Annotated in this window: 15 protein-coding genes; 7 read left to right on the forward strand and 8 right to left on the reverse strand. The window is 40.8% G+C overall.

All coding sequences use genetic code 11. The features are described from left to right. The first annotated feature begins 127 nt into the window (after nucleotides 1-127). Nucleotides 128-2,455 (forward strand): RNA polymerase recycling motor HelD, encoded by a 2,328-nt coding sequence (gene helD / locus M3204_RS06895; protein WP_251480084.1) that lies wholly within the window; start codon nucleotides 128-130, stop codon nucleotides 2,453-2,455. Between the two features lie 81 nt (nucleotides 2,456-2,536). On the opposite strand, the gene M3204_RS06900 is transcribed toward helD, so the two are convergent. Beyond that, on the reverse strand, nucleotides 2,537-3,949 hold the full coding sequence (locus M3204_RS06900) for a S8 family peptidase (protein ID WP_251480086.1): 1,413 nt from the start codon (nucleotides 3,947-3,949) through the stop codon (nucleotides 2,537-2,539). A gap of 563 nt (nucleotides 3,950-4,512) precedes the next feature. Here M3204_RS06900 and parE point away from each other — a divergent pair. From parE to M3204_RS06925, 5 genes are all read left to right on the forward strand, one after another. After that, on the forward strand, nucleotides 4,513-6,492 hold the full coding sequence (gene parE / locus M3204_RS06905; protein ID WP_353056012.1) for a DNA topoisomerase IV subunit B: 1,980 nt from the start codon (nucleotides 4,513-4,515) through the stop codon (nucleotides 6,490-6,492). Continuing rightward, nucleotides 6,489-8,930, forward strand: a complete 2,442-nt coding sequence (gene parC, locus M3204_RS06910) for a DNA topoisomerase IV subunit A (protein WP_251480092.1) — start codon at nucleotides 6,489-6,491, stop codon at nucleotides 8,928-8,930. Before parE ends, parC begins: the two co-directional genes overlap by 4 nt. A 204-nt stretch (nucleotides 8,931-9,134) precedes the next feature. Then, a complete protein-coding gene (locus M3204_RS06915) occupies nucleotides 9,135-10,562 on the forward strand; it encodes an alanine/glycine:cation symporter family protein (protein ID WP_251480095.1) in 1,428 nt (475 codons plus the stop codon). Nucleotides 10,563-10,654: 92 nt separating this feature from the next. Next, nucleotides 10,655-11,413 (forward strand): hypothetical protein, encoded by a 759-nt coding sequence (locus M3204_RS06920; RefSeq protein ID WP_251480098.1) that lies wholly within the window; start codon nucleotides 10,655-10,657, stop codon nucleotides 11,411-11,413. Between the two features lie 83 nt (nucleotides 11,414-11,496). Next, nucleotides 11,497-11,988: a staygreen family protein gene (locus M3204_RS06925; RefSeq protein ID WP_251480101.1), complete on the forward strand. Its 492-nt coding sequence runs from the start codon at nucleotides 11,497-11,499 to the stop codon at nucleotides 11,986-11,988. Between the two features lie 508 nt (nucleotides 11,989-12,496). Here the strand turns inward: M3204_RS06925 and M3204_RS06930 are convergent. The 3 genes from M3204_RS06930 to M3204_RS06940 all read right to left on the reverse strand — a co-directional run bounded on the left by M3204_RS06930 (nucleotide 12,497) and on the right by M3204_RS06940 (nucleotide 14,947). Further along, nucleotides 12,497-12,835: a hypothetical protein gene (locus M3204_RS06930; protein ID WP_251480105.1), complete on the reverse strand. Its 339-nt coding sequence runs from the start codon at nucleotides 12,833-12,835 to the stop codon at nucleotides 12,497-12,499. Nucleotides 12,836-13,099: 264 nt separating this feature from the next. Next, nucleotides 13,100-14,059 (reverse strand): nucleoside hydrolase, encoded by a 960-nt coding sequence (locus tag M3204_RS06935; RefSeq protein WP_251480108.1) that lies wholly within the window; start codon nucleotides 14,057-14,059, stop codon nucleotides 13,100-13,102. A gap of 333 nt (nucleotides 14,060-14,392) precedes the next feature. Then, nucleotides 14,393-14,947, reverse strand: a complete 555-nt coding sequence (locus tag M3204_RS06940; RefSeq protein ID WP_251480110.1) for a methyltransferase domain-containing protein — start codon at nucleotides 14,945-14,947, stop codon at nucleotides 14,393-14,395. A gap of 283 nt (nucleotides 14,948-15,230) precedes the next feature. Here M3204_RS06940 and M3204_RS06945 point away from each other — a divergent pair, with 283 nt between their 5' ends. Beyond that, nucleotides 15,231-15,491 carry a hypothetical protein gene (locus tag M3204_RS06945; RefSeq protein ID WP_251480113.1) on the forward strand — a complete coding sequence of 87 codons (261 nt, stop codon included), beginning with the start codon at nucleotides 15,231-15,233 and terminating at the stop codon, nucleotides 15,489-15,491. 179 nt (nucleotides 15,492-15,670) lie between these two features. Here M3204_RS06945 and M3204_RS06950 read toward each other — a convergent pair whose 3' ends face one another. The 4 genes from M3204_RS06950 to M3204_RS06965 all read right to left on the reverse strand — a co-directional run bounded on the left by M3204_RS06950 (nucleotide 15,671) and on the right by M3204_RS06965 (nucleotide 18,684). Then, nucleotides 15,671-16,390, reverse strand: coding sequence for a YebC/PmpR family DNA-binding transcriptional regulator (locus M3204_RS06950; RefSeq protein WP_251480116.1), 720 nt, complete (start codon nucleotides 16,388-16,390; stop codon nucleotides 15,671-15,673). A 158-nt stretch (nucleotides 16,391-16,548) separates the two neighbouring features. Then, nucleotides 16,549-17,541, reverse strand: coding sequence for an LLM class flavin-dependent oxidoreductase (locus tag M3204_RS06955; RefSeq protein ID WP_251480119.1), 993 nt, complete (start codon nucleotides 17,539-17,541; stop codon nucleotides 16,549-16,551). 3 nt (nucleotides 17,542-17,544) lie between these two features. Then, nucleotides 17,545-17,829 carry a DUF3219 family protein gene (locus tag M3204_RS06960; RefSeq protein ID WP_251480122.1) on the reverse strand — a complete coding sequence of 95 codons (285 nt, stop codon included), beginning with the start codon at nucleotides 17,827-17,829 and terminating at the stop codon, nucleotides 17,545-17,547. A gap of 63 nt (nucleotides 17,830-17,892) precedes the next feature. Continuing rightward, entirely contained in the window at nucleotides 17,893-18,684 is a 792-nt protein-coding gene (locus M3204_RS06965; RefSeq protein ID WP_251480125.1) for an alpha/beta fold hydrolase, read from the reverse strand. Nucleotides 18,685-18,731 lie beyond the last annotated feature (47 nt).

Consider the following 18,731-nt stretch of genomic DNA (forward strand, 5'->3'; position numbering starts at 1 on the left):
GCACATAGTAAAATGGAGATTGGCCCAAAACTATAGTTTATATAAGGACATAATAAGTCTACTATAACATTATCATAATCAAAGGCGATTGTCAACAATGAGTACCATTTTGGGGAGTGATTTTTTTATGGAAGAAAAACAGCTGAAAGAGCTGGTAATTGAACAAAACCGAGTCGATGACATCATTAAGGAAATCGATAAAAAAGCGGAAAAGTGGAATGAAAGTTCAAGTGACGTCGGCTCTGATGCTCTCCAGATCAGAAAAACTTTCTGGGAAGACGTAACTGTTAACTTTGACGAAGCAGATGACGTAGCCGAAACCTTCACTAGCATCAAACAGCAGGCTGCCCTCCTTTCTGAACGTGAACGAACTCAGTCCCAAATGATCAAGCAACTGCAAACTCTATCCCGCTTGAGATTTTCCCCCTATTTTGGCAGGGTAGATTTTAAGGAAGACGGAGAAGAACAAACAGAAAAAATTTACCTGGGAATTGCCTCACTCATGGATGACAAGGAAGAGAATTTTCTCATCTATGACTGGCGGGCACCTATTTCAGGGCTGTACTACGACTCCTCCCCAGGTCAAGCTGAATATCGAACGGAAACAGATACCATTGAAGGTACCATGGAGCTAAAGCGCCAGTTTGTCATCAAAGGCGGCAACATTAAGGCGATGTTTGAGACCGGCGTCACAATCGGGGATGAGATGCTCCAGGAGGTACTGGGCAATAATGCTGACACACAGATGAAAACAATTGTTGCAACAATCCAGAAGGAACAGAACCAAATTATTCGAAACGATTCCAGCAGCCTGTTAGTCGTCCAAGGTGTTGCAGGCAGCGGCAAGACATCTGCTGCAATGCAAAGGGTTGCTTACCTGCTGTATAGATACAGGAACATCATCAAATCAGAAAACATCATGCTTTTTTCTCCAAACCCATTATTCAACAGTTATGTTGCCACTGTTCTTCCGGAGCTTGGGGAAGAAAACATGCAGCAGGCCACGTTTCAGGAATATCTGGCATCTAGATTCGGTGGGAACTATGATCTAGAAGATGCTTTTGAACAAATGGAATATTTGTTAAAAGCTGAAAAAGATGCAGAATACGATGCAAGGATTGAGAGTATTCGGTTCAAATCAAGCCTCGATATGAAATATCTTTTAGACAAATACACTGGAAGATTATCACAGGAAACACTCCCGTTTAAAAACATCAGCTTCAGGAAGCGGGTCATCATATCTAAAAAGGATATTACTGCTTACTATGATTCACTGGACAAGAGCATTTCTATTCCCAACAGGATCCAGCTAGTGAGGGAATGGCTGATCAAGGAACTAAGGAAGAAATCAAAAACGGAGCAGTCACAGGAATGGGTAGAAAAAGAGATTCAATTCCTCGAAAAAGAAGATTACCTAGAAGCCTATAAACAAAGCCAGCATAAGCAGGGTGCGGCTGATGACACTTTCAATGATTATGAGCGGGAGCAAAGGTGGCTAACCGAAATGGTTGTAAAAAATCGATTTAAGCCGCTGTTCACTGCCGTTAAAAAATTAAAATTTGTTGATATTAGAGCCATTTATATCAATTTTTTCAAAGTATCTCAGCCTAATGATGCTCTCATTCCAGAAAATTGGAATCAGTCCTGTTCTAAAACAATCAGAAATTTAGAGAATAGGTATATTGCTTATGAGGACGCTACACCATTTTTATACCTTCAGGATCTGATAGAGGGAAGGAAATCGAACACATCGATCCGCCATGTATTCATTGATGAGGCACAGGACTATACTCCATTTCAATTTGCCTATATCAAGATGCTGTTCCCTTACAGCAAAATGACATTGCTCGGAGATATAAACCAGGCCATCTATTCAGGACCTACTGGCGCACCAACAATCCTTGCAGAAACTGAACATGATTTTGGCGACAAGGAAACCTATAGGTTAACAAAAACTTACCGATCTACAAGGCAAATCGTTGAATTCACCCGCCAACTGATTGAAGGTGGGGATTTAATTGAACCATTTAACCGTACAGGGCCAAAACCAGTCGTCTTAAAAATCGATGACAGGAGCAAACATGCTGGCAAAACCAATGAATTAATTGCTGAGATACAGCAAGCAGGACACAAAAATATTGCGATCATTTGTAAAACAGCAAAAGAAAGCAAAGCAGCATTTAATTCGATAAAACAAAAGCATGACGCAAGGCTAATCGAAAAGGGTACGCTTACCTTCGAAAGTGGAGTCAATGTTGTGCCCACATATCTAGCCAAAGGCATCGAATTCGATGCTGTGATTATCAATGATGCTTCAGAATACACGAGAGAAGAAGAAAGGAAATTACTATACACCGCATGCACACGAGCAATGCATGAATTATATATACTGTCACCGGGAAGGGTCAGTCCGCTAATTGAAGATGTTGAGCAGGACTTATACGAATTCAAATGATGAAACAGCCGCCAGAGTTAAAACTGGCGGCTGCTTCTAATTAACCTGTCTATTTTTCGCGTATTTTCCTTTATTTTCCATTCACCTATGCCAGTTAAATAATCTTTTATTCCTTTTATCGAATTTTAAAACCTCATGGTTTGCTTCCTGCAGAGCTGAGTTCACATCGATCAGACCATTGCCGTAATCATTGTCTTTCCCTTGTTCGCCAAGGTCGATTGCTGATTTTTTAATGATATTGATGACTTGTGTGTTTTTTAAATCCGGATTAGCAGACTTAATCAAAGCTGCAAGGCCTGCAACATGAGGAGCGGCCATAGACGTTCCAGATAGGGCAGCATATTGTTTATTGAAATAGGTGCTTGGAATATATACTCCGGGGGCAGCTATGTCAATATAGTCTCCATAGTTAGAAAAGCTCGCTCTTTTTCCGTCATAATCTACTGCTGCAACGCTTAATACTTCAGGATAAGCTGACGGGTAGGTAGGCTGGTTCGAACCATCATTGCCAGCCGCGGAAACCATAACAACATTTTTAGAGTAGGCGTACCTTACCGCTTCTCCAAGAACTTTTGATGGCTGGTAATTGCCAAGACTTAAATTGATTACATCCGCTCCATGATCGACTGCCCAAACAATTCCCCTGGCGATATCGAATGTAGTTCCGTACCCTTTTGCTCCCATCGCTTTTACAGGCATGATTTTGCTATACCAGGTCATGCCGGCGATCCCTTCGTTATTATTCGTCTCAGAAGCGATTATTCCTGCTACATGGGTCCCGTGGCCATTGTCATCATCCGGTTCGGCTTTTTCGTTGATGACATTATAGCCTTTTACGATTCTGTTTTTTAAATCAGGATGGTCAAGGTCTACACCAGTATCAACGATTGCAATCTCAACTTCAGCATTTCCTCGGGTAATATCCCATCCTTGTTCAGTTCCAATCACCGGCAAGTTCCACTGATAGTTCTCCTGGTAAAGCAGATCATTAGGTTTGTTTACTTGGTTTTGCATTAAGATAAAATTAGGTTCTGCATATTCGATATTGGTTCTTTTATTAAAATAATTGATCATCTCGGGGGTTTCCATGAATGTCGATCTGAAAATATAGATTGAATCAAGGTGCTTAATTACCCAGCCTTTAATATCACTTGTAATCTGGTCGAGCTCTTCCGCACTTGGTTCGTTAACAAAATCAACTGTAGCCTCATGGTCATAGTAGTGGCTTGTATCTTTTTTGTTATGGTAAATCAGGGTAATCTCTTGCTGTGAATCCAGCTGTTTTTTTATACTTTCACCCAGGTGAACATTATTGACTTCAGCCATATGAAGATTTCTATTATTTGGCTTCAATACTATTTGCTGCCCGTCAGATTGCGCTTCAGCTATGTTACCATTATCATCAACAGGATCTCGCCTAAAAACTCCTCCGGCTGTCAGGGCCAGAAGCAGGATTAATGAAGCTCCAAGTATGAACACCTTCGTGCTTTTCATATCAAAAGCCCTCCGTAAAAAGATTAATTTGTACTTATGATGCAGTACAGTCACTAATTTTAATGGCGGAAAACGCTGGGATTTTAGGGATTATTAAAAATAGAAGCTATCGTATAGATTTTTTAGAATCCACAAAGTTTAGGAAAAGAGCCCAAATTAAAAAATTTAGAGGAGAACTACTATTCAACTATTAGGCAAAATGGATGTTAAAATAAAGATACAAGTGTCCATTTTAACGATTTTTTATGACAAATTTCTATTTAATTCTTTAAATCCGTTTGCCAAATCCTAATAAATCGCTACAATTAAGCATAGACGCCATTCTTATGGTAAAATAAACAAGAGAACAAATGTTCCGTGAAGTTTAAAAGCCGTTTCAGCAAAAATTCCTTTTATTTAAGCTGTGTTAAAAGCCATTATAGATTAGGAACTTATTGACTGGAATAGTAATCATCAGGCAAGTTTAAACAGCTTAATCTAAAAAGACGAATACTTAAAGAATTCATTGACACTATACATAAAAACCGTCAATGTTGTTTGCAGGAAATGAAAGGGGTATGTTTGTGGCAACAAATCAGCAAGCTTTTGATTACAATGATGATGCCATACAGGTTTTAGAAGGTCTGGAAGCCGTCCGCAAAAGACCAGGTATGTACATTGGCAGCACAGATACACGAGGACTGCACCACCTCGTTTATGAAATAGTTGATAACTCGGTTGACGAAGCGCTTGGCGGCTTTGGAAACCAGATCATTGTAAAAATACACAAGGATAATTCAATCAGCGTCCAGGATAAAGGGCGTGGTATGCCCACTGGGATGCATAAGCTTGGGAAACCAACTCCAGAAGTCATCCTGACCATTTTGCACGCAGGCGGAAAATTTGGACAAGGCGGTTATAAAACGAGCGGTGGATTGCATGGTGTCGGTGCTTCTGTTGTAAATGCTCTGTCCGAATGGCTTGTTGTTACCATCAAAAGGGATGGTTTTGTATACGAGCAGCGTTTTGAAAATGGCGGAAAGCCTGTTACAACACTTGAGAAGATTGGGAAAACGAACCAGACTGGAACGACAATCCATTTCAAGCCAGATCCTGAAATCTTTTCGACATTGACATATAACTATGACACCCTGTGCGAGCGCCTGCGCGAATCCGCATTCTTATTAAAGGGATTAAAAATTGAAATAATTGACGAACGGCATGATGCGAAGGATGTATTCCATTACGAAACAGGTATACAAGCTTTTGTTGAATACTTGAATGAGGATAAAGAAGTCATGAATCCTGTCGTCAGCTTTGAAGGCGAATTCAGCAAGATTGAGGTGGAGTTTGCGTTCCAGTTTAACGATGGATACTCCGAGAATGTCCTTTCCTTCGTTAACAATGTCCGTACGAAGGATGGCGGTACTCACGAGGCAGGAGCAAGAACTGCCATGACCAGGGTATTCAACGAATACGCACGCAAAGTCGGGCTATTGAAGGAAAAAGACAAGAATCTTGAAGGCGCGGATATCCGTGAAGGATTGGCCGGAATCGTTTCAGTCCGTATACCTGAAGAGCTCCTCCAGTTTGAAGGCCAGACAAAAGGAAAGCTTGGCACGAGCGAAGCCAGATCAGCGGTTGACTCTGTGGTTTCCGAGCACCTTTCTTATTTCCTTGAGGAAAACCCTGATATCAGCACCTTGCTCATCCGCAAGTCTATCAAGGCTTTTCAAGCACGAGAAGCTGCCCGTAAGGCACGCGAGGACGCACGGAGCGGAAAGAAAAAAAAGCGTTCAGACGCGATGCTATCCGGAAAGCTGACACCCGCACAGTCTAAAAACCCAGCTAAAAATGAACTTTACCTTGTAGAGGGTGACTCTGCTGGCGGTTCGGCTAAACAGGGCCGGGACAGAAAATTCCAGGCGGTCCTTCCGCTGCGCGGTAAAGTAATCAATACTGAGAAGGCAAAGCTGCAAGACATTTTCAAAAATGAAGAGATCAATACAATTATTCATGCGATTGGCGCAGGTGTAGGTTCTGACTTCAATGTAGATGATATCAATTACGACAAAATCATCATCATGACAGATGCTGATACGGACGGAGCCCATATCCAGGTACTGTTGTTGACCTTCTTTTACCGTTACATGAAGCCGCTTATTGAGGCTGGGAAGGTCTTTATTGCTCTTCCGCCGCTATACAAGGTAAGCAAGGGTACTGGCAAGAAAGAAGTCATTGAGTACGCATGGAGCGATGATGAGTTAAAAGGCGCGATGAAAAAGGTTGGAAAAGGCTATATGATCCAGCGCTATAAAGGTCTCGGTGAAATGAACGCCGACCAGCTTTGGGAAACGACAATGGATCCTGAAACAAGAACACTTATCCGTGTCCGTATCGATGATGCAGCCAGAGCTGAGCGAAGAGTTACAACCCTTATGGGCGACAAAGTTGAACCAAGGCGAAAGTGGATTGAATCCAATGTCGCATTCGGGCTTGAAGAAGACGGAAATATTCTTGAGAATGAAAACATTTCAGTTACAGAGGAGGTTGCTGGCGAATGAGTTCAGTTGAGAAATTCCGTGACCTCCCTTTAGAAGATGTTATAGGCGACCGATTTGGCCGTTACAGTAAATATATAATCCAGGAGCGTGCTCTTCCTGACGCCAGGGATGGACTAAAGCCTGTACAGCGCAGAATTTTGTATGCAATGCATGTAGAAGGCAACACGAGCGAAAAGGGTTTCCGGAAGTCAGCAAAGACAGTCGGAAACGTCATCGGTAACTATCATCCACATGGAGATACCTCCGTATACGATGCGATGGTGCGGATGAGCCAGGATTGGAAAGTGCGAAATTACCTTATTGATATGCATGGTAATAACGGAAGTATTGATGGCGATCCTCCAGCAGCAATGCGTTATACAGAAGCAAGATTATCCGCGATCGCCGGAGAGTTATTAAGAGACATTGAAAAACGCACGGTCGAATTCATTCCGAACTTCGACGATACTTCAAGTGAACCTACAGTGCTGCCAGCGATGTTCCCGAACCTGCTAGTTAATGGGTCAACAGGTATCTCAGCAGGTTATGCAACTGATATCCCGCCTCATAACTTATTTGAGGTTATCGATGGGGTAATCATGAGGATGGATAACCCCGGATGCACAATCGATGATCTTATGCAGGTGATTAAAGGCCCAGATTTCCCAACTGGCGGAATCATTCAAGGTGTAGAAGGCATCAAAAAAGCATATCAGACAGGCAAAGGCAAAATCATCGTTCGCGGAAAGGCTGAGATCGAAGAAGTCCGGGGCGGCAAGCAGCAAATTGTCATCACTGAAATCCCGTATGAAATCAACAAGGCCAACCTCGTCAAGAGAATCGACGAATTCCGACTGGACCGTAAAGTGGAAGGCATTTCAGAGGTCCGAGATGAAACAGACCGAACAGGCCTACGCGTCGTCATCGAACTGAAAAAAGATGCTGACGCAAATGGTGTGCTGCACTATCTGTATAAAAATAGCGATCTTCAGATTACTTATAATTTCAATATGGTTGCGATTAACAAGAAAAGACCTGTCTTGATGGGGCTCGCCGAGCTTCTTGATGCGTATATCGACCATCAGAAGGATGTCGTGACCAAACGTTCACAATACGATTTGCAAAAAGCAAAAGAACGTCAGCATATTGTTGAAGGCTTAATGAAGGCACTGTCCATCCTTGATGAAGTTATTGCGACAATCCGTGCCTCTAAAGATAAACGGGATGCAAAGGATAATTTGATAAAGAATTTTGCTTTTTCCGAAACCCAGGCTGAAGCTATTGTTTCCTTGCAGCTATATCGTTTGACAAATACTGATATTACTGCATTGCAGGCGGAAGCAGAAGAGCTCGCCAAGAAGGTGGAAGAACTTTCCGCAATTCTCGGCAGCGAGAAAAAGCTTTTAGCTGTCATCAAGAAAGAATTAAAGGATGTCAAGAAGCGTTTCTCCGATGATCGCCGCACAAAAATCGAGGCAGAGATTGAGGAGATCAAAATCAATCTTGAGGTCTTGATCGCTAGTGAGGATGTCATAGTTACGGTGACGAAGGACGGCTATGTGAAACGCACAAGCCAGCGTTCTTACGCAGCTTCCAATGGCCAGGATTTTGCGATGAAAGACACAGACAGGCTATTGTCCCAGCTTAACATGAACACAAAGGATGTTCTGTTGTTATTCACAAACAAGGGAAGCTACCTGTATCTGCCGGTTCATGAGTTGCCTGATATCCGCTGGAAGGATCTTGGCCAGCACGTTGGAAACCTTGTCCCGATTGACAGGGATGAAGAAATCATTAAAACGATGCCAATCACTGACTTTGATCAAAACCTGTTCCTGCTATTTGTGACAAAGAATGGGATGGTCAAGAAATCAGAATTAAGTCTATATAAAGCTCAGCGTTATTCTAAGCCTTTAACAGCCATCAATGTCAAAGGTGATGACCGTGTGATCGATGTGCATATGACTGATGGAACCAAGGATCTTTTCCTTTCATCACATCTTGGATATGGCCTTTGGTTCAGTGAAGAGGAAATTAGCACGATCGGAATCAGGGCTGCTGGTGTGAAAGGCATGAATCTCAAGGATGGCGATTACCTCGTTGGCGGCAAAATCATCGACCAGGATCTTAAGCAGTCAATCGTGATTGCTACACAACGTGGTGCCGTGAAAAAGATGAAACTTTCTGAATTTGAAAAAAGCTCCCGTGCAAAACGTGGAGTCGTCATGTTGAGAGAATTGAAATCGAATCCTCACCGCATCATGGGTGTAGAAGCTGTCAGTGAACAGGATGAGATTTTCTTCCAGACAGAAAAACAGCACGTCGTTACAGTGAGAGCATCAGAACTTCGATTCAATGACCGATACACAAACGGTTCATTCCTGGTTGATGAAAGTGAAACAGGAAAGCTTGCAAAACTCTGGAAAAATGAAAATGAAAAAGAAACAGACAGAGAATAACTTTTAAAACACAGGGTAAATCCTGTGTTTTTTTGTTTTTTCATCCATTAAAAGGGTAAATATAGAGGTGACTTACTGACCAGTTTTAATGACTAAACTGGTTTGGAAGTTTAGTACCATTGTGATGTTTTTGCATATTTGGTACATTGGTAACTATATTAAAAAAGCTTTGTGTTAATGAAATTTTATGTAAAGGAGTTTTTTATGGAGTTTTTTAATAACTTAATATCAGAATTAAACAATTTTATGTGGGGTTATATCTTAATAGCTGTTCTTGTTGCATTAGGTACATATTTCACTTTTAAAACCAGATTTGTTCAATTCAAGTATCTTCCTGAAATGATCAGGGTTCTAAAGGATCCAGCGACTGTATCATCAGAAGGCAAAAGAGGACGGTCTTCGTTCCAGGCATTCACTGTCAGCCTTGCTTCACGTGTAGGAACCGGAAACCTGGCTGGTGTTGCAACCGCAATTTCAGCCGGTGGACCTGGTGCAGTTTTTTGGATGTGGGTGATTGCACTTATTGGTGCTGCTTCCAGTTTCATTGAAAGTACTCTTGCGCAAATTTACAAAGTTAAGGATAAGGATGAATATCGAGGCGGTCCAGCTTACTATATGGAACGCGGACTGAACAAACGCTGGCTGGGAATTTTGTTTGCAGTGATTATTGTGTTTACCTTTGGTTTAGTCTTTAGCTCCGTTCAATCCAATACGATTTCCCTGGCTTTTGAAGCATTTGGTGTTGATCGGTTGTGGATGGGTTTAATTCTTACGGCATTAACCGCTGTGATAATATTTGGAGGGATTAAAAGGATCGCTCATGTTTCTCAAATCATTGTCCCAATCATGGCTGTTCTTTATTTAATCCTTGCGACTTTCATTGTTTTAACAAACTTGACCGAAATCCCGGCGATGCTTTCCTTGATCTTTAAAAATGCGTTCGGGCTACAGGAGGTTGCAGGTGGCGGAATGGGTGCCGCTGTTATGATGGGAATCAAGCGAGGGCTGTTCTCCAATGAAGCAGGGATGGGCAGTGCACCAAACGCTGCGGCGACGGCTGCTGTAACTCATCCTGTCAAACAAGGTTTGATTCAGACTCTAGGGGTATTCACGGACACAATCCTTATCTGTACAGCTACTGCATTCATCATTATATTATCGGGAGCTTATACTAACGCAGACCTGGATGGTATCCAGTTAACACAGGCTGCTCTAACTGTACACGTAGGCTCATGGGCACCAGCATTTGTTGGAGGCGCGATTTTCCTTTTTGCATTCACTTCAATTATTGGGAACTATTATTATGGTGAAACTAACATTGAATTTATCAAAGAAAGTCCTACAGCGCTTCTTCTTTATCGAATTGCCGTTATCGTAATGGTATTATTCGGCTCCGTGGTAGATTTAGCAGTTGTCTGGAACTTAGCAGATTTATTCATGGGCATTATGGCATTAATAAATCTAGTTGCGATCACAATGCTTACCAAAATTGCAATGGCTGCATTGAAGGATTATCGTGACCAGCGTAAACAAGGGAAAGATCCTGTATTTTACTCTGATTCAATCCCAGGTCTCTCAGGTATAGAATCGTGGGAAGCTAGGAAAACAGCAGAATCAAAAGATAAGATTTAATATTAAAACCCTCTGATTTGTGTCAGAGGGTTTTTATGCATCTTTTTTCCAAAAATGGACATCTTAACTATATACAATTTGGAGGGATGCATATGAAGAAGGAGCTATTGATGACTTTTACTGCTTTCTTTTTTATGTCATTAACCGCCCTGACAGGCGTGTATGCAGGTGAATCACATGAGAAGACAGCAACCATTTCAGAAGAAAAAGTGGATGTAACTGGTGATGGCAAGAAAGATTTGATCTATGTTAAGGGTGTGCCTTTTGAAGAAGGTGCACAATTTCTTAAGAGTATTTTTCTTAAAATCAAGGCCTCAAACGGCGAGACCTATAAAATCGAGCTGGAAGGCGGCTACGATCCAGTCACAACTTATAGGGATTTAAACCATGATGGAGTAAAAGATATCTTTATCAGCGTCCCTACAGGAGGAAGCGGCGGCCTGTCCAATTTTTACTTATACACGTTGAAGGATAATGTCGTAAAAGACTTAACAGTGCCAGATCCTTTAGCAATCAGATCCCAATTCGAAGATGGCTACAAAGCGTCTATGACAATTGAAGAAACTGGCCAATCCTATAGCTTTGACCTAAGCGACCGGAAAGAGGATTACGAACGGCTGGGCCTTTACCAGGATGGTAAATTAAATGAACCGACTGAGCTGATGGTACTGCCATACGGGACACTTAAACCGATTATAATAAAAGACAACCTATACGGATTAACTGGCAGCCAGCGAATAAATGGAGCATACAATGCAGATGGAATCGCTTTAGTTGAATCCACCTGGTTTTATGAGAATGACAAGTGGAATTTGGTCAATACAAGGGTCAAAAGTTTAGATTCTCAATAGTTAGGCGTTTGTAACGTATTGGGCGCAGCTGGCATAAGCTATGGAAAGACCAAGGGATTCTTTTTTGGAAGGAGCCTTTTACTATGAGCAAATTCAAGCCTGAAAAGTTAAATGTCAAATACATTCCGCCTGCAACTTCTTTCGAACCTGTAGACTGCAGAAAGTATACTCTAACTCATTCAGATACTACCGGTGAGTTGTTTTTAAGCATCGGCAAAATATATGATTATCAAGCCATCAATTACACAATGCGCGATGAGGTTTTGGCTGACTGGATAACCGTAAATGGTGAATACTTGCTGTACGCCAAGGTGTATATCAGTAACGGTGAATATGATAAAAATATGTCCCGGATTCGTTATATGATCTTCAAAAAAGAACTGGATTTAGCATTAACCGGTATCATCTACGGAGACAGAAGCTTCTACACTTATTATCCATGGCTGCTGGATGCGCCTATATACGTGCAATTCACATCAATTTACCCAGAATTCAGTGAAGTAGCTTACTATGGAACGCCAAGAAGCTATTTGAACTTGGCCCAGAGACTAAAAACCCAAAAAACACAGGTTTGAGCCTGTGTTTTCTTATGTACCTGGAATTCGAAGGGAAGGTAGAGGCTAATAAACAAAAGGATATATACATAATAATATTATGTAAACTAATTCAGAACATAATATCAGAACTTAAAGCAATGGATCCGATTTTATTGCTATGAATATTAGATGAATTTTCAGAACTTAATCAAGTTTAATAGCAGTACTAACAAAATTTCATAAAGGATTTAAATTGCTGATCGTTGTAATGAAACAAGAAACCAATCATGATCCCATAGAAATGAGAAAATAATATTTTAATTAAAAATTAAATTGTAGAAAATAGAAACAATATCAGACTTATAATTTTTTGTTTCGTCTCACTAATTTAAGTATACTTAGCCATTGAGATGAGATTTAATTCCTCGCATACAACTTCCTAGAATTTATGTTATGTAAACTATAAAAAAGATTTTTTATCAGGATTATCATCTTCCCTTAATTAATGACATAAACTCGCAAAGATAAATTAATTAAGAGTAACCTCTTAATATTGGTTACTCTTAATTAATTTTTCAAGCTGTTTCACCTTTTCCTGAAGATCATCAATTTCTTCCCGCATTATGTCCTTCTCTTGATCTGATTTAAAATCATCCACTTGTGATTGAAGGTCGACAGAAACATCTGTGTTTAGCTGAATAATTGCTCCAATAGTTGCCAAAGCGTCACCCACAGTAGTCAATACTCCGCCAATTATGCCCAGGATTGTTCCAGTATTGTTAGGTGGCTTAATTTCAAAATTACCTAAGGTTGTATTTGAGTTCGATTTATTCCCGCTATTCTTCGCTCCATCTGCGACAATGTAAGACCTTTGGTTGTTGTTCATGAACTCCCTCCATATTTATAAATACGGTTTATAGGTTCGTAAAGTAATCTTAAGGCTATTTTTACTATTAATTAATACATTCGATGGACATATATCAGCATCTTTTTTATTTTCTATAATATTCACCTAGACTAATAAAGGTGTAGAGTTGGTTTCCTAATAGAACTAAACTGAAGGTCTGCATGATTTTACACTCGTAAGCTATATATGCATCTCGTAATATTCTTCATGACTCCCTACATTTATATACAGGGAGTCATTTTTTCAATCTTTAGCTTTTGTGCTATTCATGAATACAAGTGTAAAGTCTTCGATAAAAGCAGGTATGTCTGCTTCCATCCCGATCCAGTCCAGTGTCTTCTCCGGTTCAGGATCCGGTTTAGGGCGGAAATCAGCTATGCTCTTCCCCCTAGCCCCACCAAAAAGTTCGACACTTACGCGTCTTGGCAGGTATTTTACAAGGTTTTTATTTACAAGTGCACTTAATGTTATAACATCATGAAGCGGTGCACCCTGAATGCCTGGCACATTCTTCTTATAAGCTTCAAAGTAGTAATCGTATACTGGTTTAATGAGATCCTTAAAGGGCGATTGGCTGTTTTCGGCAAGATAGTCGATTACTGCTGGAGGGATAATAGCTTTATTGGTTATATTCAGTGGATGCAAAAATACATTCCTTGCCTTTTCGAGCACCTGATTTGCAGCAATTGGATCGGCGTGGAAGTTTGCCTCAGCTTCGGCCGTAACGTTACCAGGAACAAGAAATGCTCCTCCCATGATATAAACTGCGTTAACCGTTTCAAAAGCTTCCTGCCCATATAAAATGAATGGAATAGCAAGATCTGTTTGCCTTCCTACCCCAACGATAACCAAATTGTTTGGGTACTCTTTTACAATCTCAAGTATTTTGTTTATATCGTAAACTTCAACTTCCCCTAAATCCTCAGGAGGCCTAATTGGTCCAAGCCCTTCAGGACCATGAATTTCGGGATAAAAAGTAGCAAGTTCACCAGACAGCGGCCCAGTAGAACCGGCAATGATCGGAATATCTTCTCTGCCAGCAAGTTTAAGTAAATAGGCTGTATTGTTGATTGCCTGTTTTTTGGTTATATTTCCGTAGCCCGTTACAACACCCACTACATTTAACTGTGGATGCAATAGTGCATACATCAGCGCCAGTGAGTCATCAACTCCTGAATCTGTAAACAAAAGTATATTATACACAGCTTTCCCCTCCTGCTTTGCCATAATTATATTGTATGATTCCCCCTGTATTGTTCATTCGGTTAATTGACTCAAGCAAAAATTATCTTTTTACCTTTCGACCTCGGAATTTATTGTTATCCGGAATTTTTTTAAATGTTTCCCTATTATAATGTTCGAGTGAGCAACCGGGAACCAGTTTTGAATCCTTTACTTCTCTGCTTGCAGGCAGAAGAAATGGTATGTTCGATGACTATTGAGCTTTTAGCCTGGTTAAAAATTCTTATCCCACATAAAAAATGCCCACAAAATCAGTGGGCATTCACCTTTCAATTACGCAACAATTATATTCTACTATTTCTGGCAAAATATCGTCTGCCTGCCTTCCTGTTCATTTTCTTCAAAAAAGAGAACCTTCCATTCACTGAATTCCTTTAACAGCTCATTTGATTCAAGTTTGTACTTCTGGGAGATCGGCTGGTTTCCCCCTCCATCAGTCTTATAGTATGTTTCCATAAAGAAATAACCTTTTTCATTCACCATTTCTTTAACTAAAGGGAATAATATTCGGTCTAAATAATAAGTGATTACAGCCAAATCGAATTTATACTGAAAAATATCATTTTGACCCTGGGTGAGGTCAGCAGTCAACGCCGTTATCTTTAAATGCCGCCTGGATGCTTGTTCACTTACAAATTTGACCGCAACTTCAGATTGGTCCACAGCTGTTACTTCATAGCCTTGCTCCGCAAGAAAAAAACTATTTCCACCCAGTCCGGAAGCAATATCGATCGCTGTCCTCCCAATTAGATAAGGAGCTAGATTATACAGCCTTTCATTCGGTTCTGGTTCAGATAGATTTTTTAATCGTTCCTTGTACTTTCTGTTCCATTTATTTTGAGAATCCATTCGAAACCCTCCTGCACCGATTTACATCGAATATACCATAATCATTACAAGAGTGTATTTCTTCTGACCCTCCCGATGATATGTTGGGAAAATAAGAGGTGATATTCCTTTTATTAAGTAGAAAATTAATTACTTTTCCTATTGTACTGCTCTCTTCTGGCTATACTGTTTGGGAAAATAAATCCCCTTACACTGCTGCAGAAGTTCAGCTTTTAGCTGACATTTGAGTAGAGATGGATTCTATGTCTATATAATAGATAACACCTTTGAAGAGGAGGTTCCCATGGCCAAGCATTTAAAAAAACAATTCACCGAAAAGGATAAAAAAATTTACGCGGCATTATGTGAATTATCCAGCAGTGATAGAAATGAATTTGATTACCCTGGGATTGGCCCGAAAGAAATAGGGATTAAAGTTGGAAGGGACAAATACGACGCTGCCGCTTATTGCAATCTTTCACTGAAAAAGCTGATTGAATTTGATTTAGTCGAGAAGCTGCCTAACGGTAAATATCTTCCCGTGAAAAAAACGAATTTTTTATAATAACTTCAGCAAGTGTGATCCTTCATTTTTATCCTAATCTCCTGCAGCTTGATAATATGCTCTCATCTAACAGCTGTTTGCGGTCCACTTTTTTATTTAGTTTAACCATTTATGAAAGTGGAAACCCAAACAAAAAAGCAGCCTCGCTGCAATAGCATAGGCTGCTTCATCTTCATCACTTATTCTCCTAAATCCACATTATGATAAACTTGTTGGACATCCTCCAAATCTTCCAACGCGTCGATCAGTTTTTCAAATTGTGCCTGTGCATCTTGATCAAGAGTGATGTCATTTTGGGCAAGCATTGTCAGTTCTGCAACAGTAAAATTAGTAATACCTGAATTTTTGATTGCTTCCTGTATCGCATGGAACTGGTCTGGCTCACCATATACAATGACAGCATCTTCTTCTTCGATGATATCGCGTACATCTACATCTGCTTCCATCAAAATTTCAAGGACTTCATCAGCAGTCTTGCCTTCGAAACCAATTACCGCTGTAGCATCGAACATATAAGATACGGATCCACTAACACCCATGTTTCCGCCATTCTTGCCATAAGCGGCACGCACATTTGAAGCTGTGCGGTTTACGTTGTTCGTAAGGGCGTCAACGATGATCATGGAGCCGCTAGGGCCAAAACCTTCATAACGAAGCTCATCGTAACTTTCTTCTCCGCCGCCTTTGGCTTTCTCAATCGCACGGTCAATGATCACCCTTGGCACATTATACGTCTTGGCGCGTTCAAGCACGAATTTCAAAGCCTGGTTAGATTCTGGATTAGGTTCACCCTGTCTGGCTGCAACATAGATCTCTAACGCGAATTTTGAATAAACCCGGCTGGTATTCGCATCCTTGGATGCCTTCTTTTCCTTGATGTTGTTCCATTTACGACCCATATATTCCACTCTCTTTCGACTTATATCAGATAACTGCATCACATAATCTCCAAAAAACAAGAAAAATAGAATGTGGCTGCAGCCTTTCACAGATAATATTATACCTTAAATAGTGGATTTGTTAAGAGGGAAGTATTGAAGTCTTCTTTCAGTTTGAATTATAAGAGTCCTTCTGCTATCAGCTCATACGACCTAATTCGGTCTTTTGCTAAATAGGTATTAGTCACGATCATGATCTCATCAGTATTGTACTGTTTTTGTAATTCCAGCAGCTTGTGCTTTACCTGACGGGAGTCCCCGATAATCATTTTCTTTTTCATAGTTTCTACTGCTTCGTGTTCTGTATGCGATAGTTTGTATAGCTTTGCGTCCTCAATTGATGGGAGACCTGACTGACCTTCGCTGTTTCCCCTCTGGATATTCCAAATAAGCGAGCTTAACGCGATTTCTTCTGCCTGTTCAGTCGTATCGGCGCAAATTGCCGATACAGTTAAAATCGATTGTGGCACATTGTTACTTCCAGGTTTGAATGACTCATAGTAGCTTTCTAAAATCTCTGCTGCATCCTTTTCACTCATAAACAACCCAAATGCGTAAGCCATTCCGTATTCCGCCGCAAGCAGGGCGCTTTTCTTGCTCGTGCCGAGCAGCCATTGTTCGGGGCGGACTTCCGGTAGCGGTGAAGCGCTGATTTTTGCAAAATCACTATCTTCTTCATGATCGTTATTTATAAAATGGAGCAAATCCCTCAAGGATTCGGGCATCTTCCATACATTTTGGAGGAAGTTATCTGATAGGGCGCTTGTCACTTCCGCTGAACCACCAGGCGCCCTGCCTATTCCAATATCAATGCGGCCGGGAAACAGGGTAGAAAGCATATTATAAATCTCCGCGACTTTATAAGGCTTATAATGCGGTAGCAAAACAGCACCGGAACCTATTCTGATTTTGTTGGTCATTGCCCCTATATACGGGAGCATCACTTCAGGCGCAGGGCATGCCAACCCGGTCATATCGTGGTGCTCAGCAATCCAGTAGCGTGTATAACCCATTCTCTCACCAGCTTGTGCCAGCAATACAGATTGCTCTAATGCCTCTTTTGCCGTTTGATTCGCTGATATCGGTGCCTGGTCAAGAATACTCAGTTTCATGGCTTACTCCTTTACTTCCAATAACACTAATCTAAACAGGCCAACCTGTCCGCTTTCGTATAGATTAGTGACTGATGTTGAATACTCAACCATTTTACCCCTAAAGGAGAGCTGAGCAGCTGGCACTTTCACTTCAAATTCACCCTTATAAAGCAAAGTGGCTACATCATGATACTCCTCACTTGTAACGTTGAATTCTGCGGATATGCGCTGTAATCCATCTACCTGAGTCAACTTGAATTTTTTCAAGGTGATGGGACGGTCGTCTAATATTATTTCATTGGCCATTTGGCAGCTCCTTCCTTAAGCTCTCAATAAAAAGCCTGCCCGGGAAGGACAGGTGGTATATGCTTAAATTTTAGCTAAAAAATCTTTCATGATCTTCACAAGTTCTCCAGGCTTTTCATACATGCTCATGTGACCCGCCCCTTCAATAATGCGTTGTTCGATATTTTCCTTTTTTACTGTAAAAGTCTTTTCAGGTGGGATAATTTGATCCTGTTCTCCTGCAATAAGTAGTACTGGCATGTCCGTATCCTTAAGGACGATATTACGGTCCGGCCTATTCTTCATCGCCATCAATGCGCTTGCCAGCCCATCTATTGAGGTGGACATACCTATTTCCACAGTGTTTTTTATATCTTGGGCATTCATTTCTGTATGATCTTTTGAGAATAGTTTGGTAGATAGTCCCTTGATGAACTCTTCAGGACCTTGTTCGAGAACTTTTTTTGCATTTGACTCTCTTCCCGCTTTCGCTTCTTCCGAATCTGGGTTGGCAGTGGAATGCACAAGTGAAAAACCATTCAAATATTGAGGATAGAGCTCACAAAATGCAAGTGTGATATATCCTCCAAGGGAGTGTCCAAACATTGTTACCTCCTCAAGTTCTAATTTATCGAGGAATTCCTTTATCAACCCCGCCATATCTTCAATCGAATAATTTTCTAATTCCATTTCAGAATCACCGTGTCCGGGAAGGTCTATGGCTATAACACGATTATTTACAGATAAATCCGGAAGCACCTTCTCCCAATAAAGCTTGCTTCCTGCAAATCCGTGAATTAACACGATTGTTTTTCCTTCACCTTTATCGAAATATGATACTGCTGTACTGCCAACTTCTGTTTTTTTTGATTCCATATCTTTTGCTCCTATCCTTTAGTAATACTTATTTTATTCCCTGGTAC

The sequence above is a fragment of the Mesobacillus subterraneus genome (assembly GCF_023715485.1).
Classification (GTDB): domain Bacteria; phylum Bacillota; class Bacilli; order Bacillales; family Cytobacillaceae; genus Mesobacillus; species Mesobacillus subterraneus_B.

Coding starts and splice junctions, on each gene's coding strand:
- parC (WP_251480092.1), top strand. CDS start 6,489: ATGAGTTCAGTTGAGAAATTCCGTGACCTCCCTTTAGAAGATGTTATA.
- M3204_RS06965 (WP_251480125.1), bottom strand. CDS start 18,684: ATGGAATCAAAAAAAACAGAAGTTGGCAGTACAGCAGTATCATATTTC.
- M3204_RS06925 (WP_251480101.1), top strand. CDS start 11,497: ATGAGCAAATTCAAGCCTGAAAAGTTAAATGTCAAATACATTCCGCCT.
- M3204_RS06930 (WP_251480105.1), bottom strand. CDS start 12,835: ATGAACAACAACCAAAGGTCTTACATTGTCGCAGATGGAGCGAAGAAT.
- M3204_RS06900 (WP_251480086.1), bottom strand. CDS start 3,949: ATGAAAAGCACGAAGGTGTTCATACTTGGAGCTTCATTAATCCTGCTT.
- M3204_RS06955 (WP_251480119.1), bottom strand. CDS start 17,541: ATGAAACTGAGTATTCTTGACCAGGCACCGATATCAGCGAATCAAACG.
- M3204_RS06940 (WP_251480110.1), bottom strand. CDS start 14,947: ATGGATTCTCAAAATAAATGGAACAGAAAGTACAAGGAACGATTAAAA.
- M3204_RS06915 (WP_251480095.1), top strand. CDS start 9,135: ATGGAGTTTTTTAATAACTTAATATCAGAATTAAACAATTTTATGTGG.
- M3204_RS06950 (WP_251480116.1), bottom strand. CDS start 16,390: ATGGGTCGTAAATGGAACAACATCAAGGAAAAGAAGGCATCCAAGGAT.
- M3204_RS06960 (WP_251480122.1), bottom strand. CDS start 17,829: ATGGCCAATGAAATAATATTAGACGACCGTCCCATCACCTTGAAAAAA.
- M3204_RS06920 (WP_251480098.1), top strand. CDS start 10,655: ATGAAGAAGGAGCTATTGATGACTTTTACTGCTTTCTTTTTTATGTCA.
- helD (WP_251480084.1), top strand. CDS start 128: ATGGAAGAAAAACAGCTGAAAGAGCTGGTAATTGAACAAAACCGAGTC.
- M3204_RS06945 (WP_251480113.1), top strand. CDS start 15,231: ATGGCCAAGCATTTAAAAAAACAATTCACCGAAAAGGATAAAAAAATT.